The sequence below is a fragment of the Aeromonas sp. 2MA4 genome (genome assembly GCF_029237305.1).
Lineage (GTDB): Bacteria > Pseudomonadota > Gammaproteobacteria > Enterobacterales > Aeromonadaceae > Aeromonas > Aeromonas salmonicida.
Genome location: NZ_JAACFY010000009.1, coordinates 99,613 through 116,927 on the forward strand (window position 1 = coordinate 99,613; position 17,315 = coordinate 116,927).

Consider the following 17,315-nt stretch of genomic DNA (forward strand, 5'->3'; position numbering starts at 1 on the left):
CACCGCAAGGACCCCAAGTCTCCTCCTGGCTCTTTCATACAAGGGAGGGAGTTTGCAACGCCTCCCCTTTGTAAAGGGGAGGCCAGGAGGGGGTTTTGATGATCCGCCGTAGACGACGTTCGGTTGTTATTCGCCGTAAACGTCAAATTCGAAGTACTTGTCGTTGATTTCCTTGTACTTGCCGTTGGCGCGCAGGGCCAGGATCGCCGTGTTGAATTTCTCTTTCAGATCCTTGTCAGCCTTGCGAACGGCGATGCCGGCACCCTCACCAAACCACTTGGGATCGGTCAGTTTCGGGCCGACGAATTCAAAGCCGTCACCGCCCTCTTTTTTCAGCAGACCATCGGTGATGGCAGCGGAATCGGCCAGCACATAATCCACACGACCGGATTTCAGGTCGAGGTAGGCTTCATCGGCGGTGCCGTAACGCTTGATGGTGGCGTTGGGGAAGTTGTCGGTGATGTAGGTATCCATGGAGGTAGCGCGTTGCACCGCCACGGCCTTGCCATCCATGAAGGCCTTGTCGAGCTGGACGTCAGTGCCTTTCTTGGCGGCGAAGCGGGCCGGAATGTGCTGGTACTTCTGGGTGAAGTCCACCTTCTTCTTGCGCTCTTCCGTGATGTCCATGGTGGCGATGATGGCGTCATATTTGCGCGACAGCAGCGCCGGTATGATGCCGTCCCAATCTTGTTTGACCAGGGTGCACTTCACCTTCATCTCTGCGCACAGGGCGTTGGCGATATCGATGTCAAAGCCTTTCACTTCGCCACTGGGCTCGGTCCAGGAGAAGGGAGGATAAGCACCTTCCACCCCGATCCGCACTTCTTTCCACTCCTTGGCCATCAGGCTACCGGAAGACAGGGCAGTCACTATGGCAGTCGCCAGCATCAGCTTGTTCATATATCTCTCCTTGATAAATTCGTCGACTGTTAACGTTGGATCCCGCCCATCAATAGATGGAAGAGATAAATTGCTTGAACCGTTCCGATTTGGGATGGGCGAAAATCTCCTTGGGGTTGCCCTCCTCTTCCACGCGCCCCTGATGCAAAAACATGACCTTGTTCGACACATCACGGGCAAACGACATCTCGTGGGTCACCACCAGCATGGTGCGCCCCTCTTCGGCCAGCTCACGCATCAGGCCGAGCACCTCACCCACCAGCTCGGGATCGAGCGCCGAAGTGGGTTCGTCAAAGAGCATTACTTCGGGATCCACCGCCAGCGCCCGGGCAATGGCCGCACGCTGCTGCTGACCGCCGGAGAGGTGGCCTGGGTAGTAATCCCGGCGCTCCCACAGGCCCACCCGATTGAGCAGATGCTCCGCCTTGGCGATGGCTTCGGCGCGGGGGATCTTCAGCACCTGGATAGGCACTTCGATGATGTTCTGCATGATGGTCATGTGCGACCAGAGGTTGAAACTTTGAAACACCATGGCCAGACGGCTACGGATACGCTCCACCTGACGCACATCCTCCGCCAGCCGCTCGCCAGCCCGGTTGGTTTTCATCCGGATAAGCTCGCCATGAAGCGAAACCGTGCCGGAAGAGGGTGTTTCCAGCAAATTGATACAGCGAAGAAAGGTCGACTTCCCCGAGCCGGAGGAGCCGATCAGGGAGATCACGTCTCCCTTGTGGGCGGTCATGTCGATGCCCTTGAGCACTTCGTGGGTGCCGAAATACTTGTGCAGTTCACGAACTTCCAGTGCGGCAACGTCGCTCATCCATTACAACCTTGTCTGTCCCTAGACGCCGCTACGGCGTGACTCAGCCATCGTACATTTAACAAAAAGTTAACCGATGGCAACCTTCAGCGAAAATATCACTCGACTAGTCAAAAAACAATACAGAACGGTGGTCTTTGGTGTTTTGTCTGTATTTTTATTGGTCTAATCGGTATTTTTCAGCACTTTGTCTGCATAAAACCCTATCCAGACCAGTACGGCAACACCGCCTTTTTATACCCACATCGCAAGGGTGGCAAGAAAATTCCTGCATCATGGTCATAACCGTACCCAAGCAGCTTTATTCACCCTGCGGATGTTTGCATCTTGTTGAAAAGTGGGCTGACCCGTCGATTCTCCTGCTGCACCAAGGCGAGCCACTGCGCCACATCAGTGCATGGATTTGCACCAAAAACATAACAACTTGATAAAAAAGCCCCGGATGAAACATCCAAACTCACAGATATGTGACACAGAGCCAATAAGTAGTGATAAGGTGTCATTTTTATCAGTTTTGTGATCGAGGCCCCGATGTTGCTCAATGTATTGCTGATCCTGCTGCCGCTGGCAATCGGCTATCTGATCCCCCTCTCTTCCGCCCGGCTCATCAAGCTGGTCAATCAGTCGCTGGGCAAGATGGTCTATCTCATCCTGTTTCTGATGGGGCTGGGGCTCGCCTATGTGGAGAACCTGGGCAGCAACCTGGCGGTGATCTTCAAGGTGGCCGGTGTCATGCTGGCCGCAATTACCTTCTGCAACCTGCTGGCGCTCTGGTGGCTCGACAAACGCAGCCCGCCGACCCATGAGGCGAGTGACGCCAAGATGCCGAGCAAGCTGCACCTGCTGTGGGAATCACTCCAGCTCTGCTTTGTGGTGCTGGGGGGCGTGCTGCTGGGGCTGCTGGTGGATTTGAGGATCTTGCCCATCGACAAGTTGAGTGAGTGGGCCCTGATGTTGTTGCTGCTGCTGATCGGGGTGCAGATGCGCAACTCCGGTATGCGACTGCGCCAGATCCTGCTCAATCCCTGGGGCATGAAAATCGCCTTTACCGTCATCGTCAGCAGCTGGCTGGGCAGTCTGCTGGCAGCCCAGTTGCTCGGCATGCCATTCAGTCATGGCTTGGCGATCAGCTCCAGCTTCGGCTGGTATTCGCTGTCGGGCATTCTGGTGGCCGACAAGCTGGGGCCAGTGCTCGGCTCCGCCGCCTTTATCAACGATCTGGGTCGCGAGCTTATCGCCATTCTCATCATCCCCATGTTGATGCGCCGCCACCCCTCTGCCGCCATCGGCTACGGTGGCGCCACTGCGCTGGACTTCACCCTGCCGGTCATTCAGAAATCCGGTGGCATCCAGGTAGTACCTGTGGCGATTGTCTCCGGCTTTATCCTGAGCCTGCTCGGCCCCATCCTGATCCTGGGCTTCCTGGCCATTTAAACCAGCCGACCCCATCACGCCCGACCCGAGTGTCGGGCTTTTTTGTGCCAACCCCTTGCCGCCGGTTCGCCAGCCATAGGCAAGCAGAGCCGGATCCGCTAGGCTCACCCTCAGTTTTCATTTGCTGGTCAACCCTAGCCCCATGAATTATCTGGCTCATCTGCATCTGGCTGCCCATACCCGAAGCTCCCTCACCGGCAATCTGCTGGGGGATTTTATCAAGGGACCACTGCCAAGCGCCCTCGCCCCCGAGTTCGACGAGGGGATCTGGTTGCATCGCAAGATTGATGCCTTCACCGATGCACACCCGGAGCACAGGGCAGCTGTGGCCTGCTTTGAGGCGCCCTGGCGCCGCTTTGGCGGCATACTGGTGGACATGCTCTACGACCACTGGCTCAGTGTGTACTGGTCACAGTTTTGCGCAGAGCCTCTGCCCCGCTTTTTGCAGCACAGCTATGACCAGCTATTGGCAGATCACCTGCTGCTGGCAGACGGCTTGCCAGCGGCACTGAAACGGATGGCGGAGCAGAACTGGATTGCCTCCTATCGTCACAAAGAGGGGCTGGGCCGGGCCCTCAACGGCATAGGCCATCGTCTGCGCCGCCCTGTGTTGCTCGGCGATGCCCTCACCACCCTGGATGAGATGGATTGGCACACCTGCGAGCTGGGTTTTCTGCGCTTCTATCCCCAGCTGATGGCATTTAGCGAGCAGCAGCTCGCCCACTATCGCGAGACAGGCGGCCACGCCGGATTGCGGCCATAAAAAACCGGACCCAGGGTCCGGTTTGCAGATAAAGGCGCACTGAACCAGTGCCTTATTTCTCTTCTTGTGAAAGCTCACCCTTCTTCTTGCGAATGCTGAGGCCCAGCTCCCGGCCACGCAGGCGGGCGTAATAGATGGTGCCGACAAACGCCAGTGTGGTGAACACCAGTTCAACCACAGCCAGCCAACGCTCCCCTTCATCCGTGGTGATCAGCGTCAGGGCGTGCAGAAAATAGGGCATCAGCACGAAGTTGCCCCAGGCATGGGTGTAAGGGTTGCCCTGTACTATGCCCTTGAGCGGGAACAGGAGCGGCACAGTCCAGATCACCGGCAGCAACCAGGGATTGAGGTCAGGGTGGGGGGAGAGAAACAGGTGCCAGAGGATGACCCAACCCAGCAGGCCAAAGAAGCCGACCAGGGTCAGCAAACGGGCGAAGCGAGTGGTCACTTGAGGATCTCCAGCACCTGCTCGGGGGGGCGGCCGATGCGGGCCTTGCCATCTTTGATGACGATGGGGCGCTCGATGAGCTTGGGATGCTGGTGCATGGCGCGAATGAGGGCATCACCGCTCTGATCCGCCAGCCCCAGCTCTTTGTAGAGATCTTCCTTGGTGCGCATCAGCTGGCGCGGATCGGCAAAGCCCAGTTGGGTCAGCAGGGTGCGAATGACATCTTCACTCGGCGCCTGCTCCAGATAGAGCACCACATCCGGGGTGATCCCGTGCTGTTCCAGCAGGGCCAGGGTTTCACGGCTCTTTGAACAGCGCGGATTGTGGTAGATTTGGGTCTCGCTCATGGTAACTCCCTGATGTGGCAAGATGGGACAAGAAACGGCGCTATTGTAGGGGAAACGGATGGTCAGGGTAAGCGGCAGGGCAAAGGAAATGAAACGAATTTGTTGGCTGATTGTGGCGGCTCTGCTGACAGCCTGCTCCCCTCCCCCCGAGTTCAGCAACAGCCAGGGCCAGCCGGTGACACTGGCGCAGTTTGCTGGCAAGCCGCTCCTGGTCAACTACTTCGCGCCCTGGTGCGCCCCCTGTCTGCGGGAATTGCCGCTGCTGGAGACACTGGCGCAGGAGGGCAAGATAGCCGTGGTGGTGATCAGTTACGATCCTGCCACCCCGGCCGAGCTGGGGGCACTGGCCAGTCGCCATCACATCAAAGTCCCGCTGCTGATCGCCGATAAAGAGGCGCACCTCCCCTTCTCTCTCCCAACCGGACTGCCCACCAGCTATCTGCTCGATGGCGAGGGCCGATTGCAAGAGACGCTGGTGGGAGAGTTCGACGGGCAGAAGATTACCGCCCTCAAGCTGCGAGCTGCGCAATTTCGTTAGAGAAGCTCCCCTCCCCTTGCCAGGGGAACCGTCGATGCGCCTTCCTGACATTTGAGCGTCTGCGACGCTTCTCTTTCATCACGAGTCTGCCGCCCCGCCCCCTTGTGAAAGGGTGGCAGAGAAGAGTCTTCCGCCCGGAAAGAAAACGGGGCGCGCCATTGCTGGCGCACCCCGTTTCACCGCATGTCGGAGTCATCACCCTTTCAGGCTGTCGAGATCCTTTTTCGCGCGCTCCAGCTCTGTGATGCGCGCCTCCAGTCTGGCCAGGGTCAGCTTGTCGCTGGTGGTGCCACGGGCCACGATCAGCTCGTCGATGGCGGCTTGATAATCCCCGCGCAGGGAGAGCATCTCGGCGCGCGCCATGTGCAACTCTGTCATTCGGCCCGCCTTGCGATAGGCATCGGAGAGCAGGTTCCAGGCCAGGCTGTTCTCTTCGTGATCCCGGGCATAGGGGTCCAGGATGGCGATGGATTTCTTGTAATCGCCCCCTTCCAGATAGGCGTTACCCAGGTTGACCACCACCACTTCGTTATCCGGCATGCGGGCGCGGAACTTCTCCAGCCGTGCAATGGCCTGGGCGCTGCGTCCCTTGGCGAGATCGATATCGGTCAGGGCATCGACCACGAACAAGTCTTCCGGATGACGCGTTGCCAGCTCCTGCATCAGGGTGTCAGCCTCATCGATGCGCTTGAGTTGCAACAAGGCCAGCGCCTTGCCATAGGTGGCCGCATCCTTGAGGGGGTAATCCCCTTTTTGCAGACGACTGTCGAAATAGCTGAGCAGCGCCTGTGGGGTCTCGGTGCCATAGCGCACCTGAATACGCACCTTGGCCAGCCAGAAGTCGAGGCTGGGGGGCAAGTTGCGGCGCCCGTAGCTGTTGGCTCGGCTACGGGCCTCGGAGATCCGGGTCTCAGGCAGGGGGTGAGTGAGCAGCATCTGGGGCGGCTTGCTGGCGTAGCGATACTCGGCCGCCAGCTTCTGGAAGAAGTTGGCCATGCCCATGGGGTCAAACCCTGCGTCATACAGGGTTTTCATACCGATCCGGTCCGCTTCATATTCGTTGTCGCGGGTGTAGTTGATGGCCGATTGCATCGACAATCCGAGGGTGGTCTGCAAGGCGGCGATACCGGCGGTGGGGTTGATCACCGCGAGCGCAATGGAGCCCACCAGCCCGGCCAGCGTCATGGCTGAGCTGCTCGCCTGCGCCTCCATGTAGCGGGCGATGTGACGCTGGGTCACGTGGGTGATTTCGTGCGCCAGTACCGAGGCCAGCTCGCTCTCGCTGTCGGCATAGAGGAAAAGGCCTGTGTGCACCTTGACCCGACCGCCGAGGAAGGCGGCCGCGTTGATGCTGGGATCATTGACAAGGAAGAAGGTAAAGGGAAAACGCACCCCGTCGGCGTTGGTCAGCAAGCGCTGCCCCAGATCGTCTATGTACTGACTCAGCACGGGATCATCGATGATCGGCAAGCCGGCCCGGGCGAAACGCATGAAGGCATTGCCATAGCGCACCTCCTGCTCGATGGGCAGGGCGGCTACCCCGGCGGTACCTATGTCGGGAAGCTGGTTGTTCGCCTGGGCATGAAAAGTCGCCCCCATCAGGGAAGCCAGCAGGGGAAGCGATGCCATCAAAGGGGAAAAGCGTGCCACGTTATCTCTATCTCCAATCAGACCCTACCGGGACACCGGCAGAATACCCTTGCCCCTCAAGGGCCACAAGCGTTGTTTCATGCTCTTATCACGGCCATAATAGCCGCCTCATGCCCGATGGAGCCCCTATGGAACACCTCGATCTGACCCCCTGGCGCTGCCCAGAGCCACTGATCCGGCTCAAGCTCTGGTTGCGTCAGGCGACACCCGGTCAATCCCTGTCCATCCAGCTGGCAGACCCGGGCTCCCGGCAGGATATTCCGGCCTACTTGCAACGCCAGGGACACACAGTCACCTTGCAGCAAGGGCCGGACAATACGATCTTTTTGCAATTGGTTGTCGGGGCCAAGCAGCCATCATGAGCCCCTGTCACGAAAGGATGCTGTCATGTTAGAAGTACTCAAGCGCTGGTATCAGACTCGTTTCTCCGACCCCGATGCCGTCACCCTCTTCCTGCTGCTGGTTGCCTGCTTTGCCGTGCTCTGGCTGTTTGGCGGCCTGCTTGCTCCCTTGCTGGTCGCGCTGGTGATGGCGTATCTGCTGGAGTGGCCAGTGAGCCGGTTGCAACGGGCCGGGCTCTCCCGGGCTCTTGCCACCAGTCTGGTGCTGCTGCTGTTCATCGCATTGACAGTGATGGCATTGCTGGGCCTGATCCCGACCCTGGTGAGCCAGGGCATCAATCTGGCCAAGGAGTCCCCCTCCATGCTGGCCCATGCCCAGGACTATGTGCGCACCCTGCCGGAGAAATACCCCGAAGTCATCGACGTGACCCTGGTCGAAACCATCATCGACAACATCCGCCAACGCATCCTGAGCGGCGGCGAGCATCTGGTGAGCGCCTCCCTGAGCTCGCTGGTGAACGTGGTGGCCATCCTCATCTATCTCATCCTGGTGCCGTTGATGGTGTTCTTTATGATCAAGGACAAACAGGAGCTGATGGGCGGCCTGCGCCGCTTCCTGCCGCGCAATCGCACCCTGGTCAACCGGGTCTGGGTGGAGATGAACGACCAGATCATCAACTATATCCGCGGCAAGGTGATCGAGATCCTTATCGTCGGGGTGGCTACCTACATCCCCTTTGCCTTGATGGGATTGCGCTACTCGGCGTTGCTGGCGGTGGCGGTCGGTTTCTCCGTACTCATTCCCTACATAGGCGCGGCGGCGGTCACTGTACCTGTGGCCATGGTGGCCCTGTTCCAGTGGGGACTGACCCCGGAATTCACCTGGCTGATGGTGGCCTATCTGGTGATCCAGGCCCTCGATGGCAACCTGCTGGTGCCTCTGCTCTTCTCCGAGGCGGTCAACCTGCATCCGGTGGCCATCATCGTAGCCGTGCTGGTATTTGGCGGCCTCTGGGGTTTTTGGGGCGTCTTCTTTGCCATTCCCCTCGCCACCCTGGTCAAGGCGGTGATCAATGCCTGGCCCAAGCGGGATGATCCGGCCCTGCCCGGCGTCTGAGGGCACAGCCCTCTCAGATCACAGAGAGTGATAACCAGCAATCAGGAAACAAAGAAGGGAGCCCACGGCTCCCTTCTTTGTCATGCAATAGCGGTTGTCGATATCAGAGCCCGGCCAGAAATGCCGTCAGTGCCTGATTGACGAAGGCGGGATTTTCCAGCGTGGAGATATGGCCTGCGGCCGGTATCTCCTTGAAGGGGCAACCCAGCACCTCGGCCATCAGATAACCCTCCAGCACAGGGCGTGCCTTGTCTTCGCAGCCGGTCATGACCAGCGCCGGCACCCTGATCTCTTCCAGCCAGTCGATGCGATCTTCCCGGGTCACAAAGCTGCGGCCCACCGCCACCATGGCGGCTACCTTCTCCCCTGGCCAAGAGGCCAGACGCATCTTGAATCCGTCAATCAAGGCCGCCTCCGGCTGATTGGCAAAAAACAGCGGTGCCACCTGCTCCACTATGGGGGCCGGTATTGTGCCGAGCTGCCCAATCATGCCCAGCATGCCGAGGTAGCGCTCACAGGTGATCTGGGGCTCGAGACCGACGAAGCTGTCCATCAGCACCACTCCCTTGAGACGGGTCGGTGCCATCCTGGCCAGCTCCACACCCCACATGCCACCGATGGAGAGACCCACCAGCACACACTCTTCGACCCCGAGGGCATCGAGCAGCGCCAGATGATCCCGGGCCAGGGTCGCCAGGGTGCAGGGACCCTCCGGCAACCGGTCGGAATCGCCATGGCCCCACAGCTCGGGCACGATACAGCGGTACTGGCCCTTGAGCGCGGCAATCTGCGGCGCCCACATGGCGCTGTCCCACAGGTAGCTGTGGCCAAACAACAGAACCGGGCCCTGCCCCTCGTCCAGATAGGCCATTTGGCGGCCCGCTATCTCCATAAATTGCTTCATGTTTTCTCCTGTTGCCTGCTGCTGATGATGAGACGGCAATACAAATCGCCATAAATGGCTTCATGTTTTTTCTATTGCCAGCGGCTGATGAGGCGGCAGTGTAAATCGCCATGCTGTTTTGCTGCCAGCGACGGGGCGGCAGTGTAACACGCAGTCCTTGGCAGTGGCGCCTCCCTGGTGCAAGCTGAAGATGACTCAAGGAAAGGACTCAAAAAGGAGAAAGCCATGCCGAAGGAAAAGAGCAAGAAGCGCCCGCGTCTGGACAAGAAGTGCTATGAGCATCACCTCACCCATCTGCAGGAGGAGCTGGTCAAGCTGCAGGAGTGGGTCAAGCAGGAGGGGCTGAAGGTGGTGGTGCTATTCGAGGGGCGCGATGCCGCCGGCAAGGGCGGCGTCATCAAGGCCATCACAGAACCACTCAACCCACGGGTCTGCCGGGTCACCGCCTTGCCCGCTCCCTCCGATAGAGAGCGATCCCAGTGGTATTTTCAACGCTATGCCGCCCACCTGCCCGCCGCCGGTGAAATGGTGCTGTTTGACCGTTCCTGGTACAACCGGGCCGGAGTCGAGCGGGTGATGGGGTTTTGCAGCGATGCGGAGTATCGCGAGTTTTTACGGGCCTGTCCCGAGTTTGAACGCATGCTGATCCGCTCAGGAATCACCCTGATCAAATACTGGTTCTCGGTCTCGGACGAAGAGCAGGAGAAGCGTTTCAAGGAGCGGATCAACACCCCCATCAAGCGCTGGAAGTTCAGCCCCATGGACTTGCAATCCCGCTCGCGCTGGGTGGAGTACTCCCGCGCCAAGGATGACATGTTCACCTACACGGACACGGAAGACTGTCCCTGGTTCGTGGTCGATGCCGACGACAAGCGCCGGGCTCGGCTCAACTGCATCGCCCACCTGCTCGGCAAGGTGCCCTACGAGGCGATCCACTACGAACCCATCAAGCTGCCCCCCATCAAGACAGAGGGGTACGAACGCCCGCCGCTGGCCAGCCAGACCTTTGTACCCGACATTACCGCCGAGCTGGAGGCCTGATCACCATCACCCTGCCTGCCATGTTTCCCGAACGGCAGGCAATAAAAAGCCGGTCTGACGACCGGCAAAAAGGCATTGAATACTAAGGAAAACCAGCGCAAAGAAATCAGGTACGAATGTACTTGGCGGTACGAGGGAACGCCTGCTCTTTGGCGTCAAACAGATAACAGGCTTCAGCCGGGATACCCACGCTGTAGGTCTGACCGGTAGCCACATCCACGTCCGAGGTGGCCTTGACGGTAAAGTCGTGACCATCCACATCCATATAAACGAAGGATTCCGCGCCCAGGTGTTCAGCCACCTGCACTATCCCGCTCACCTTGCTGTGAGCATGGGGGTGATCGAGCGGGAACAGATGCTCGGGACGAATACCCAGCTCTACCTTGTCACCGACCGAGCCACGACGGGCATCGACCCGCGCCCGCACCGTATCGCCGGAGGTGAGTTTGACCACACACTCCTGCTCGCCAATCTCCAACAATTCGCCCGACAGGAAGTTCATCTTGGGTGAGCCGATAAAGCCCGCCACGAACTTGTTGTCCGGGTTGTGGTAGAGATCGAGCGGGGTGCCGAACTGTTCCAGGTTGGTTTGGGCCTCGCCCTTGAGCGGGCTCAGCACCACGATGCGGTTGGCCAGTGTCATCGCTTCCACCTGATCGTGGGTCACGTAGATGATGGTGGAGTTGAGCTCCTTGTGCAGTTTGGCGATCTCGATGCGCATCTTGACCCGCAGGGCGGCATCCAGGTTGGACAAGGGTTCGTCAAACAGGAACACCTGCGGCTGCTGCACTATGGAGCGACCTATGGCCACTCGCTGGCGCTGACCGCCGGAGAGCGCCTTGGGCTTTCTGTCCAGCAATGGCTCAAGCCCCAGGATCTCGGCGGCACGCATCACCCGCTTGTGGATGTTCTCCTTGTCCATCTTCTTGAGCTTCAGACCAAAAGCCATGTTCTCGTAGATGTTCATGTGCGGATAGAGAGCGTAGGACTGGAACACCATGCCGACGTTGCGCTCCACCGGCGGCACGTCGTTCATGTAACGACCGCCGATAGTCAGCTCACCGCTGGTGATGTCTTCCAGACCCGCGATCATCCGCAGCAGGGTGGACTTGCCGCAGCCGGACGGGCCGACGAAGACGATGAACTCCCCTTCCTTGATGGCCAGGTTGATGTTGCGCAGCGTGTCCTTGTGGACCGCCGGATCGTAGTTCTTGCGAACGTTGTTGAGTACTACTTCAGCCATGACGAGCTCCGCTCTTGAATCTTTGCAAATCGTGACGGCGGGGGGAGTCAGCTCCCCCGGCCATTAAAACCGTTAGCCGTTAAACGTTAGCCTTTCACACCGCCAGCGGTAAAACCGCCTACCAGCCAGCCCTGTGACAGACCAGCAGGAACACCTTGAGGCTGGTGACGAGGCACGTGCGGCAAGCACACTTAACCTTTCACACCACCGGCGGTGAGGCCACCTACCAACCAGCGCTGCGCCATCAGGAAGACCACAGTAATAGGCAGACCCGACAGGACGGCTGCAGCCGCAAAGTCACCCCACAGATAGTTCTGCGGATAGAGGTATTGCTGGGCACCGACCGCCAGGGTCAGGTTGTTCACATCCTGCAGCAGGATGGAAGCCACGGGCACCTCGGTGATGGTACCGATGAAGGCCAGAATGAACACCACCGCCAGAATGGGCACCGACAGGGGCAACAGGATCAGACGGAACGCCTGCCACGGGGTCGCGCCATCGATGGCTGCCGCCTCTTCCAGCGAGGAGTCTATGGTCTCGAAGTAGCCCTTGATGGTCCAGACGTGCAGCGCTATGCCGCCCATGTAAGCCAGGATAAGGCCACCGTGGGTGTTCAGACCCAGCCAGGGCACATAGTCACCTATCTTGTTGAACAGCGCATAGATGGCCACCAGTGCCAGCACGGCAGGGAACATCTGGAAGATCAACATCCCTTGCAATATGGTCTGCTTGCCGCGAAAACGCAGGCGGGCAAACGCATAGGCACAGGTGGTCGACAGTGTCACTATCATCAGGGCCGTGATGCCGGCGATCTTGATGGAGTTCCACAGCCAGGTCAGCACGGGGAACGGCGGCGGCGTTATGCTGCCATCGGCGTTGGTGATAGACATGCCCAGCGCCAGCTTCCAGTGATCCAGGGTCGGATCGGAGGGGATGATTTCCCCCACCGAGAAGTTGCCGTTACGAAACGAGATGGCGATGACCATGATCACTGGGAAGATGATCAGCGCCAGGAAGGCCCACATGACCAGGTGGGTTGCCCACACCCGGTATTTGACTGATTTGGGTTGTACGATAGCCATTGAGAAGCCTCCTTACTGTTGCTTGTCGGCTTTGGACAATTTCAGGTTGAGCAGTGCAAGCGCGCCGACGATCAGGAAGATGGCGGTAGCGATGGCACTGGCCAGACCGTAGTCCTGACCACCCGAGCCCTGGAACGCAATCCGGTAGGTGTAGTTCACCAACAGATCCGTGGTACCGGCCGGGGTACTGGCGCCTATGATGTCCGGTGCTCCGTTCGTCAACAACTGTATGAGTACGAAGTTGTTGAAGTTGAAAGCAAAGGATGCGATCAGCAGCGGGGTGAGTGGCTTCATCAAGAGCGGAACCGTGATCTTGAAGAAGTTCTGCACAGGGCCGGCACCGTCCATGGCCGACGCCTCGTAGAGATCATCCGGAATGGCTTTGAGCAAGCCCATGCAGAGGATCATCATGTAGGGGTAGCCAAGCCAGGTATTGACGATGAGGATCATCACCTTGGCCAGGAAGGGGGTGGTGTACCAGTCCGGCTTGATGCCGAACGCCGCTTCCAGGAACAGGTTGATCTCGCCGAAGTTCTGGTTGAACAAGCCCTTGAACACCAGGATGGAGATAAACGCCGGTATCGCATAGGGCAGGATCAGCATGACCCGGTAGAAGCCACGACCTCTGAGCTGTTCCCACTGCACCAGACATGCCATCACCATGCCGATGGCCAGGGTGAAGCCCACTGAGCCGGCGGAGAAGATCACAGTCCAGACGAAGATCTGCATGAAGGGACCCTGGATACCCGGGTCTGTCATGATGCGCACGAAGTTTTTCCAACCTACGCTCACCACGAAACCGGGGGCCATGCCCTTGCCGACAAACTGTCCCTGCTCGTCGATGTATTGATAGAAGCCGGTGTCACCGTTGGGCAGCATCAGCTCGCCGGTCTGGGTGTCACGCAGCAGGTTGCTGTCTTTGATCACCACGCCGGATTTGAGCACGGCGCCATCCATCAGCCGGGTGTACTGCTGCTTCTGGGCGGCAAACTTGCGCAGGCTGCTCAGGGTCAGGTGAATGCCACCTTCCGGCAATACCAGATCCAGCGCGCTCAGGTGAGTGCGATGATCGACGATGGCACGAATGGGGGCCACCTTGTCCACGGCCTCTTCTGCCAGAGGCTGCAACTGAACAACCTGGACTGCGTCCTGCACTCTGCCCTCGCGGACAGCCAGTTCACGGGCCTTGTTGTTCATCAGAGTAAGGGGTTGACTGATAAAGGCTTGGTCGTCCTGTTTCAGCAACAGCTGAAACTGATTGTTCTCACCACCCAGCAGGGTGAAATCGAATTCACCGCCAGCCACCTTGTAGCTTTTTTTCAGATGGTAATCCCGTGCCTGCTCAAGGGAGAGCAAGTTGGCTCCCGAGTAGTTGGTGAAGGCGATGCCGATCGTGTAGGCAAGAGGGAAGATGATAAACACAACCATGCCAGCCACACCGGGGAAGATATAGCGGTGGGCATAAGTCTTCTTGTTCATGAAGACATACAGACCGACGGACACCACCACCAGATCGAGCAGAGCGAATACCCACTCACCGCTGGCGTACATCATCACGGCCGCATAACCGTTGAGGATGGCTACCAGAGCAGCGATGGTCCACTTAAGCCAGGTGTGCTTATCCTTCGGACCGGCATAGGATTCAATAGAAGGTACTACTTCCATGCCAATTAACCTTTATAACGCCAAGAGAGATTTGAGAGAGTGGGAGGCCGTTGCGGCCTCCCGGGTAGTGCATGCTTACTGAACGATACGCTTGGCAGCGGTATCCAGGGCTTCGTCAACGCTCTGACGGCCGGAAGTCACGTTCTTGAGGGCAGTTTCGAAGGAAGACCAGAAACGGCTCATCTCAGGCACGGACGGCATCGGCTCGCCATTCTGGGCGTTCACCATGGTTGCCTTGATGTGCGGATCGGATTCCAGGGTCTTCTGGAAGGACTTCAGTGCTACGGCACCCAACGGCTTGTCGGCGTTGACCGGCGCCAGACCGGCATCGGTCAGCAGGTAGTTTTCCAGGAACTCGATAGCCAGATCCTTGTTCGGGCTGGCGGCGTTGATGGTCGCACCCAGTACGCCAACGAAGGCTTTGGCCGGGTTGCCCTTCAGGGTCGGCAGGGACGCTACACCGTACTTGATGCCGCTCTTGTCCAGGTTGCTCCAGGCCCAGGGACCGTTGATCATCATGGCCACTTCGCCCTTGTTGAACTTGGCGTCCATCACACCGTAGTCGATGCCTTTTTCCAGGTGACCGGATTTGATCATCTCGGAGATATAGCCAACACCGGCCTTGGCACCTGCGTTGTTCACGCCGGTATCTTTCACGTCATAACCGGTAGCGGTTTTCTTGAAGGCATAGCCACCGTTGGCAGCCACCAGCGGGTAGCTGAAATAGGGGGTGTCATAGGCCCACATGATGGCGCGCTTGCCATTTTTCTTCAGCGCTTCGTCGATCTTGGCGATCTCTTCGAAGGTTTTCGGCGGCTCGGGCAGCAGATCCTTGTTATAGATAAGGCTCACGGCTTCTACCGCAACCGGATAACCGTAGGTCTTGCCATCCACTGCCATGGCATCCCAGGCGAACTGTTCAAACTTGGCTTTGGTGGCTGCGTTCGGGGTAACAGGGACCAGCAGACCGGCCTTGACCCACTCACCGTAACGGTCGTGAGCCCAGAAGAAGATGTCCGGACCGTTGCCGGTGGCAGCGGCTTGCTGGAATTTCACTTCCACCTGATCAGGGTGAGCAACCGTCACCTTGATCCCGGTTTCGGCTTCAAACTTCTTACCTACTTCAGCCAGACCATTGTATCCCTTGTCACCGTTAATCCAGATGGTCAGTTGACCTTCGTCAATGGCGGCGGTGGCAGAGCAAGCCACGCCCAGAGTAGCCAGACCGATCAGGGATGACAGCAATTTCTTTTTCATGAGCCTTTCCTTGTATTAGTTCCGCGCTGTAAGAGCATTGTGTGCGAGATGAATATTATCCCAAGCCGCTACTGCCTCACATGACGCAACTCGCATTTTTGAAATGCAATTACGTATTTTCTTCCAGAAAGTTATGAAAACATTTTCTTATTTCAGGGAGTTATCGCCATTTATTGGCATATTTCTCGCCAAAAACAGAAATTAAATTACCAAATGGAAATAAAAAAACACAAATGAAAGGGTTTTCACTGCATTGAAAACCCTTTCACGGTGGTTATTCTGTTTAAATTGTTAACAAAGCACCGAGTTGGTTTCGAGGCGACTTACCCCCTTAAATAAAAAGACACCGCAGCGAAGTGCGGTGTCTTTTTGCCAAAAATGGAAAGCAGATCACATTACGACTGGCGCAGCAGTTGATCCTTGAGATTGGGTGGCACGCCGCGAATGGTCAGGGTATCGGTCTGGGGATCGTAAAACACCCGGCTGTTCAGCAATTTCTGCTCGAAACTCAGGGTCAGACCGCCACCGGAGCCGACGAACTTGGTCAGGCCGCGCAGGGTGGAGCGATCGGCGGGGAAGCGCTCTTCCAGCTCATACTCCTGACCGATGAAGCTGTAAAAATCGAGATCGCCGTCGCCCGCTTCTCTTGCAGAGAGTTCGGCGGAAAGCTCCTTGATTTCGATCTCTTCACCGGCGCTGGCCTGCTCGGTGCAATATTTGAAGACCTGCTTCTTGTAGTCGTTGCGATCGGCCGCTTCGAGCTGACGACTGTCGCAATAATCATCCACCGCCTGCAGCAGCCCTTTATTTTGGATCTTGGCATCCATGCCCTCGCGGGCACCCAGCAAGTCCATGAAAAAGTCCCCCAGTTTGCGACCGACCCGCCCCTTGCTGAAGGTGATATAGCGGCGAGAGTCTGGCTGGGTTTTCCATTCAGTCAAATCGATGCGTGCCACCAGATTGAGCTTGCCGATATCCAGATAATGGATATGGCGCAAGTCCAGCGCCTCGCTGACGGTGACGCTCTCCTTGCCTTCCAGCAGGGCGACCATCAGGTAATCGACCCCCACATAGTTGTATTTGGCAAACAGCAATACACCCTGCTCGTCGAGGGCGTGATCCACCAGGTTCTTGACCAGCAGCTGGGTCATATTGACCGAGAAGGGGACGAATTCGAGCTGATCGCCGAGCAGCTGCTCAAGGGCAATGCGAAAGGCGGGAGAAGGCTGCTTGGGGGCTTCCTCACCGTCGGCCAGCTCGGCGACGGCGGCTTCGGGGTCAGCGAAAAAGCCAAAGCCCTTGCCACCCTTGCCGTTGTAAATGCGATGCAGCTCCGCCATCAGCCCCTGAACCGCCTCATCAGCAGGCAGGGTCTGGCTGCGGGTGTCGGCGTGAGGTTGACCATCGCCGCCCTGGCGCAGGGAGTGAAGAATGATCTTGTCGATATCGAGACTCATGTCACAAAGCCATAGTGTTAGCCGAAAGGGTGAAGTATTATAAGGCGCTTTGAACCGAGATGAACTGAAGATTATGCCCATCGTATCAAAGTACACAAACCAGCAGTTTGATGACCTGATGAATGACCTGATCACTGTACTGGAAAAGCACAAGGCGCCAGTCGACCTCAGCCTCATGGTGCTGGGTAACGTGACGACCAATATCATCAACGGCATGGCCCCGGCACAACGCCAGGCGATCACTGAAAAATATGTCCAGGCACTGACTTCCTCGGTCAACACTCGCCACGACACTCACTGAGTCGCCG

Annotated in this window: 18 protein-coding genes; 7 read left to right on the forward strand and 11 right to left on the reverse strand. The window is 58.0% G+C overall.

The annotated features are described in order from the left end of the window. Positions 1-126: 126 nt before the first annotated feature. The gene (locus GWQ31_RS11360; protein WP_005310135.1) at positions 127-900 is read right to left on the reverse strand and encodes an ABC transporter substrate-binding protein; all 774 of its coding nucleotides are present in this window, start codon (positions 898-900) and stop codon (positions 127-129) included. 49 nt (positions 901-949) lie between these two features. After that, complete coding sequence (locus tag GWQ31_RS11365; protein WP_005310133.1) at positions 950-1,720, reverse strand: ABC transporter ATP-binding protein; 771 nt, start codon at positions 1,718-1,720, stop codon at positions 950-952. Positions 1,721-2,251: 531 nt separating this feature from the next. Here GWQ31_RS11365 and GWQ31_RS11370 point away from each other — a divergent pair. Then, entirely contained in the window at positions 2,252-3,154 is a 903-nt protein-coding gene (locus GWQ31_RS11370) for a lysine exporter LysO family protein (protein WP_034523538.1), read from the forward strand. Positions 3,155-3,296: 142 nt separating this feature from the next. After that, a complete protein-coding gene (locus GWQ31_RS11375) occupies positions 3,297-3,917 on the forward strand; it encodes an ACP phosphodiesterase (RefSeq protein WP_275909390.1) in 621 nt (206 codons plus the stop codon). A gap of 52 nt (positions 3,918-3,969) precedes the next feature. Here the strand turns inward: GWQ31_RS11375 and GWQ31_RS11380 are convergent, their stop codons facing one another. Further along, a complete protein-coding gene (locus GWQ31_RS11380) occupies positions 3,970-4,365 on the reverse strand; it encodes a DUF2069 domain-containing protein (protein WP_005310127.1) in 396 nt (131 codons plus the stop codon). After that, entirely contained in the window at positions 4,362-4,712 is a 351-nt protein-coding gene (arsC, locus tag GWQ31_RS11385) for an arsenate reductase (glutaredoxin) (protein ID WP_058395753.1), read from the reverse strand. The genes GWQ31_RS11380 and arsC overlap by 4 nt, the downstream gene beginning before the upstream one ends. Before the next feature lie 58 nt (positions 4,713-4,770). Here arsC and GWQ31_RS11390 point away from each other — a divergent pair, with 58 nt between their 5' ends. After that, a complete protein-coding gene (locus GWQ31_RS11390; protein WP_275909391.1) occupies positions 4,771-5,250 on the forward strand; it encodes a TlpA disulfide reductase family protein in 480 nt (159 codons plus the stop codon). Positions 5,251-5,445: 195 nt separating this feature from the next. Here GWQ31_RS11390 and GWQ31_RS11395 read toward each other — a convergent pair whose 3' ends face one another. Beyond that, a complete protein-coding gene (locus tag GWQ31_RS11395; protein WP_275909418.1) occupies positions 5,446-6,879 on the reverse strand; it encodes a M48 family metalloprotease in 1,434 nt (477 codons plus the stop codon). Positions 6,880-7,028: 149 nt separating this feature from the next. On the opposite strand from GWQ31_RS11395, the gene GWQ31_RS11400 reads away from it, so the two are divergent. Both GWQ31_RS11400 and GWQ31_RS11405 read left to right on the forward strand, forming a co-directional pair. Further along, positions 7,029-7,262: a sulfurtransferase TusA family protein gene (locus GWQ31_RS11400; protein ID WP_005310119.1), complete on the forward strand. Its 234-nt coding sequence runs from the start codon at positions 7,029-7,031 to the stop codon at positions 7,260-7,262. 25 nt (positions 7,263-7,287) lie between these two features. After that, complete coding sequence (locus GWQ31_RS11405; protein WP_275909392.1) at positions 7,288-8,358, forward strand: AI-2E family transporter; 1,071 nt, start codon at positions 7,288-7,290, stop codon at positions 8,356-8,358. A 103-nt stretch (positions 8,359-8,461) separates the two neighbouring features. Here the strand turns inward: GWQ31_RS11405 and GWQ31_RS11410 are convergent, their stop codons facing one another. Continuing rightward, positions 8,462-9,262, reverse strand: a complete 801-nt coding sequence (locus GWQ31_RS11410) for an alpha/beta fold hydrolase (protein ID WP_058395748.1) — start codon at positions 9,260-9,262, stop codon at positions 8,462-8,464. 225 nt (positions 9,263-9,487) lie between these two features. Between GWQ31_RS11410 and ppk2 the strand changes: the two genes are divergently transcribed. Then, positions 9,488-10,303 carry a polyphosphate kinase 2 gene (gene ppk2 / locus GWQ31_RS11415; RefSeq protein ID WP_125607856.1) on the forward strand — a complete coding sequence of 272 codons (816 nt, stop codon included), beginning with the start codon at positions 9,488-9,490 and terminating at the stop codon, positions 10,301-10,303. Positions 10,304-10,409: 106 nt separating this feature from the next. Here the strand turns inward: ppk2 and ugpC are convergent, their stop codons facing one another. The 5 genes from ugpC to yejK all read right to left on the reverse strand — a co-directional run bounded on the left by ugpC (position 10,410) and on the right by yejK (position 17,007). Further along, positions 10,410-11,546 (reverse strand): sn-glycerol-3-phosphate ABC transporter ATP-binding protein UgpC, encoded by a 1,137-nt coding sequence (gene ugpC / locus GWQ31_RS11420; RefSeq protein ID WP_005310112.1) that lies wholly within the window; start codon positions 11,544-11,546, stop codon positions 10,410-10,412. 191 nt (positions 11,547-11,737) lie between these two features. Beyond that, a complete protein-coding gene (gene malG, locus GWQ31_RS11425) occupies positions 11,738-12,628 on the reverse strand; it encodes a maltose ABC transporter permease MalG (protein ID WP_017412117.1) in 891 nt (296 codons plus the stop codon). Positions 12,629-12,640: 12 nt separating this feature from the next. Continuing rightward, positions 12,641-14,293 carry a maltose ABC transporter permease MalF gene (malF, locus tag GWQ31_RS11430; protein ID WP_096118464.1) on the reverse strand — a complete coding sequence of 551 codons (1,653 nt, stop codon included), beginning with the start codon at positions 14,291-14,293 and terminating at the stop codon, positions 12,641-12,643. Positions 14,294-14,368: 75 nt separating this feature from the next. Next, on the reverse strand, positions 14,369-15,550 hold the full coding sequence (malE, locus tag GWQ31_RS11435; RefSeq protein WP_005310106.1) for a maltose/maltodextrin ABC transporter substrate-binding protein MalE: 1,182 nt from the start codon (positions 15,548-15,550) through the stop codon (positions 14,369-14,371). Positions 15,551-15,945: 395 nt separating this feature from the next. Further along, on the reverse strand, positions 15,946-17,007 hold the full coding sequence (gene yejK, locus GWQ31_RS11440) for a nucleoid-associated protein YejK (RefSeq protein ID WP_219598719.1): 1,062 nt from the start codon (positions 17,005-17,007) through the stop codon (positions 15,946-15,948). A 73-nt stretch (positions 17,008-17,080) separates the two neighbouring features. Here yejK and GWQ31_RS11445 point away from each other — a divergent pair, with 73 nt between their 5' ends. After that, positions 17,081-17,308: a YejL family protein gene (locus tag GWQ31_RS11445; RefSeq protein ID WP_275909393.1), complete on the forward strand. Its 228-nt coding sequence runs from the start codon at positions 17,081-17,083 to the stop codon at positions 17,306-17,308. The last annotated feature ends 7 nt before the right edge of the window (positions 17,309-17,315 follow it).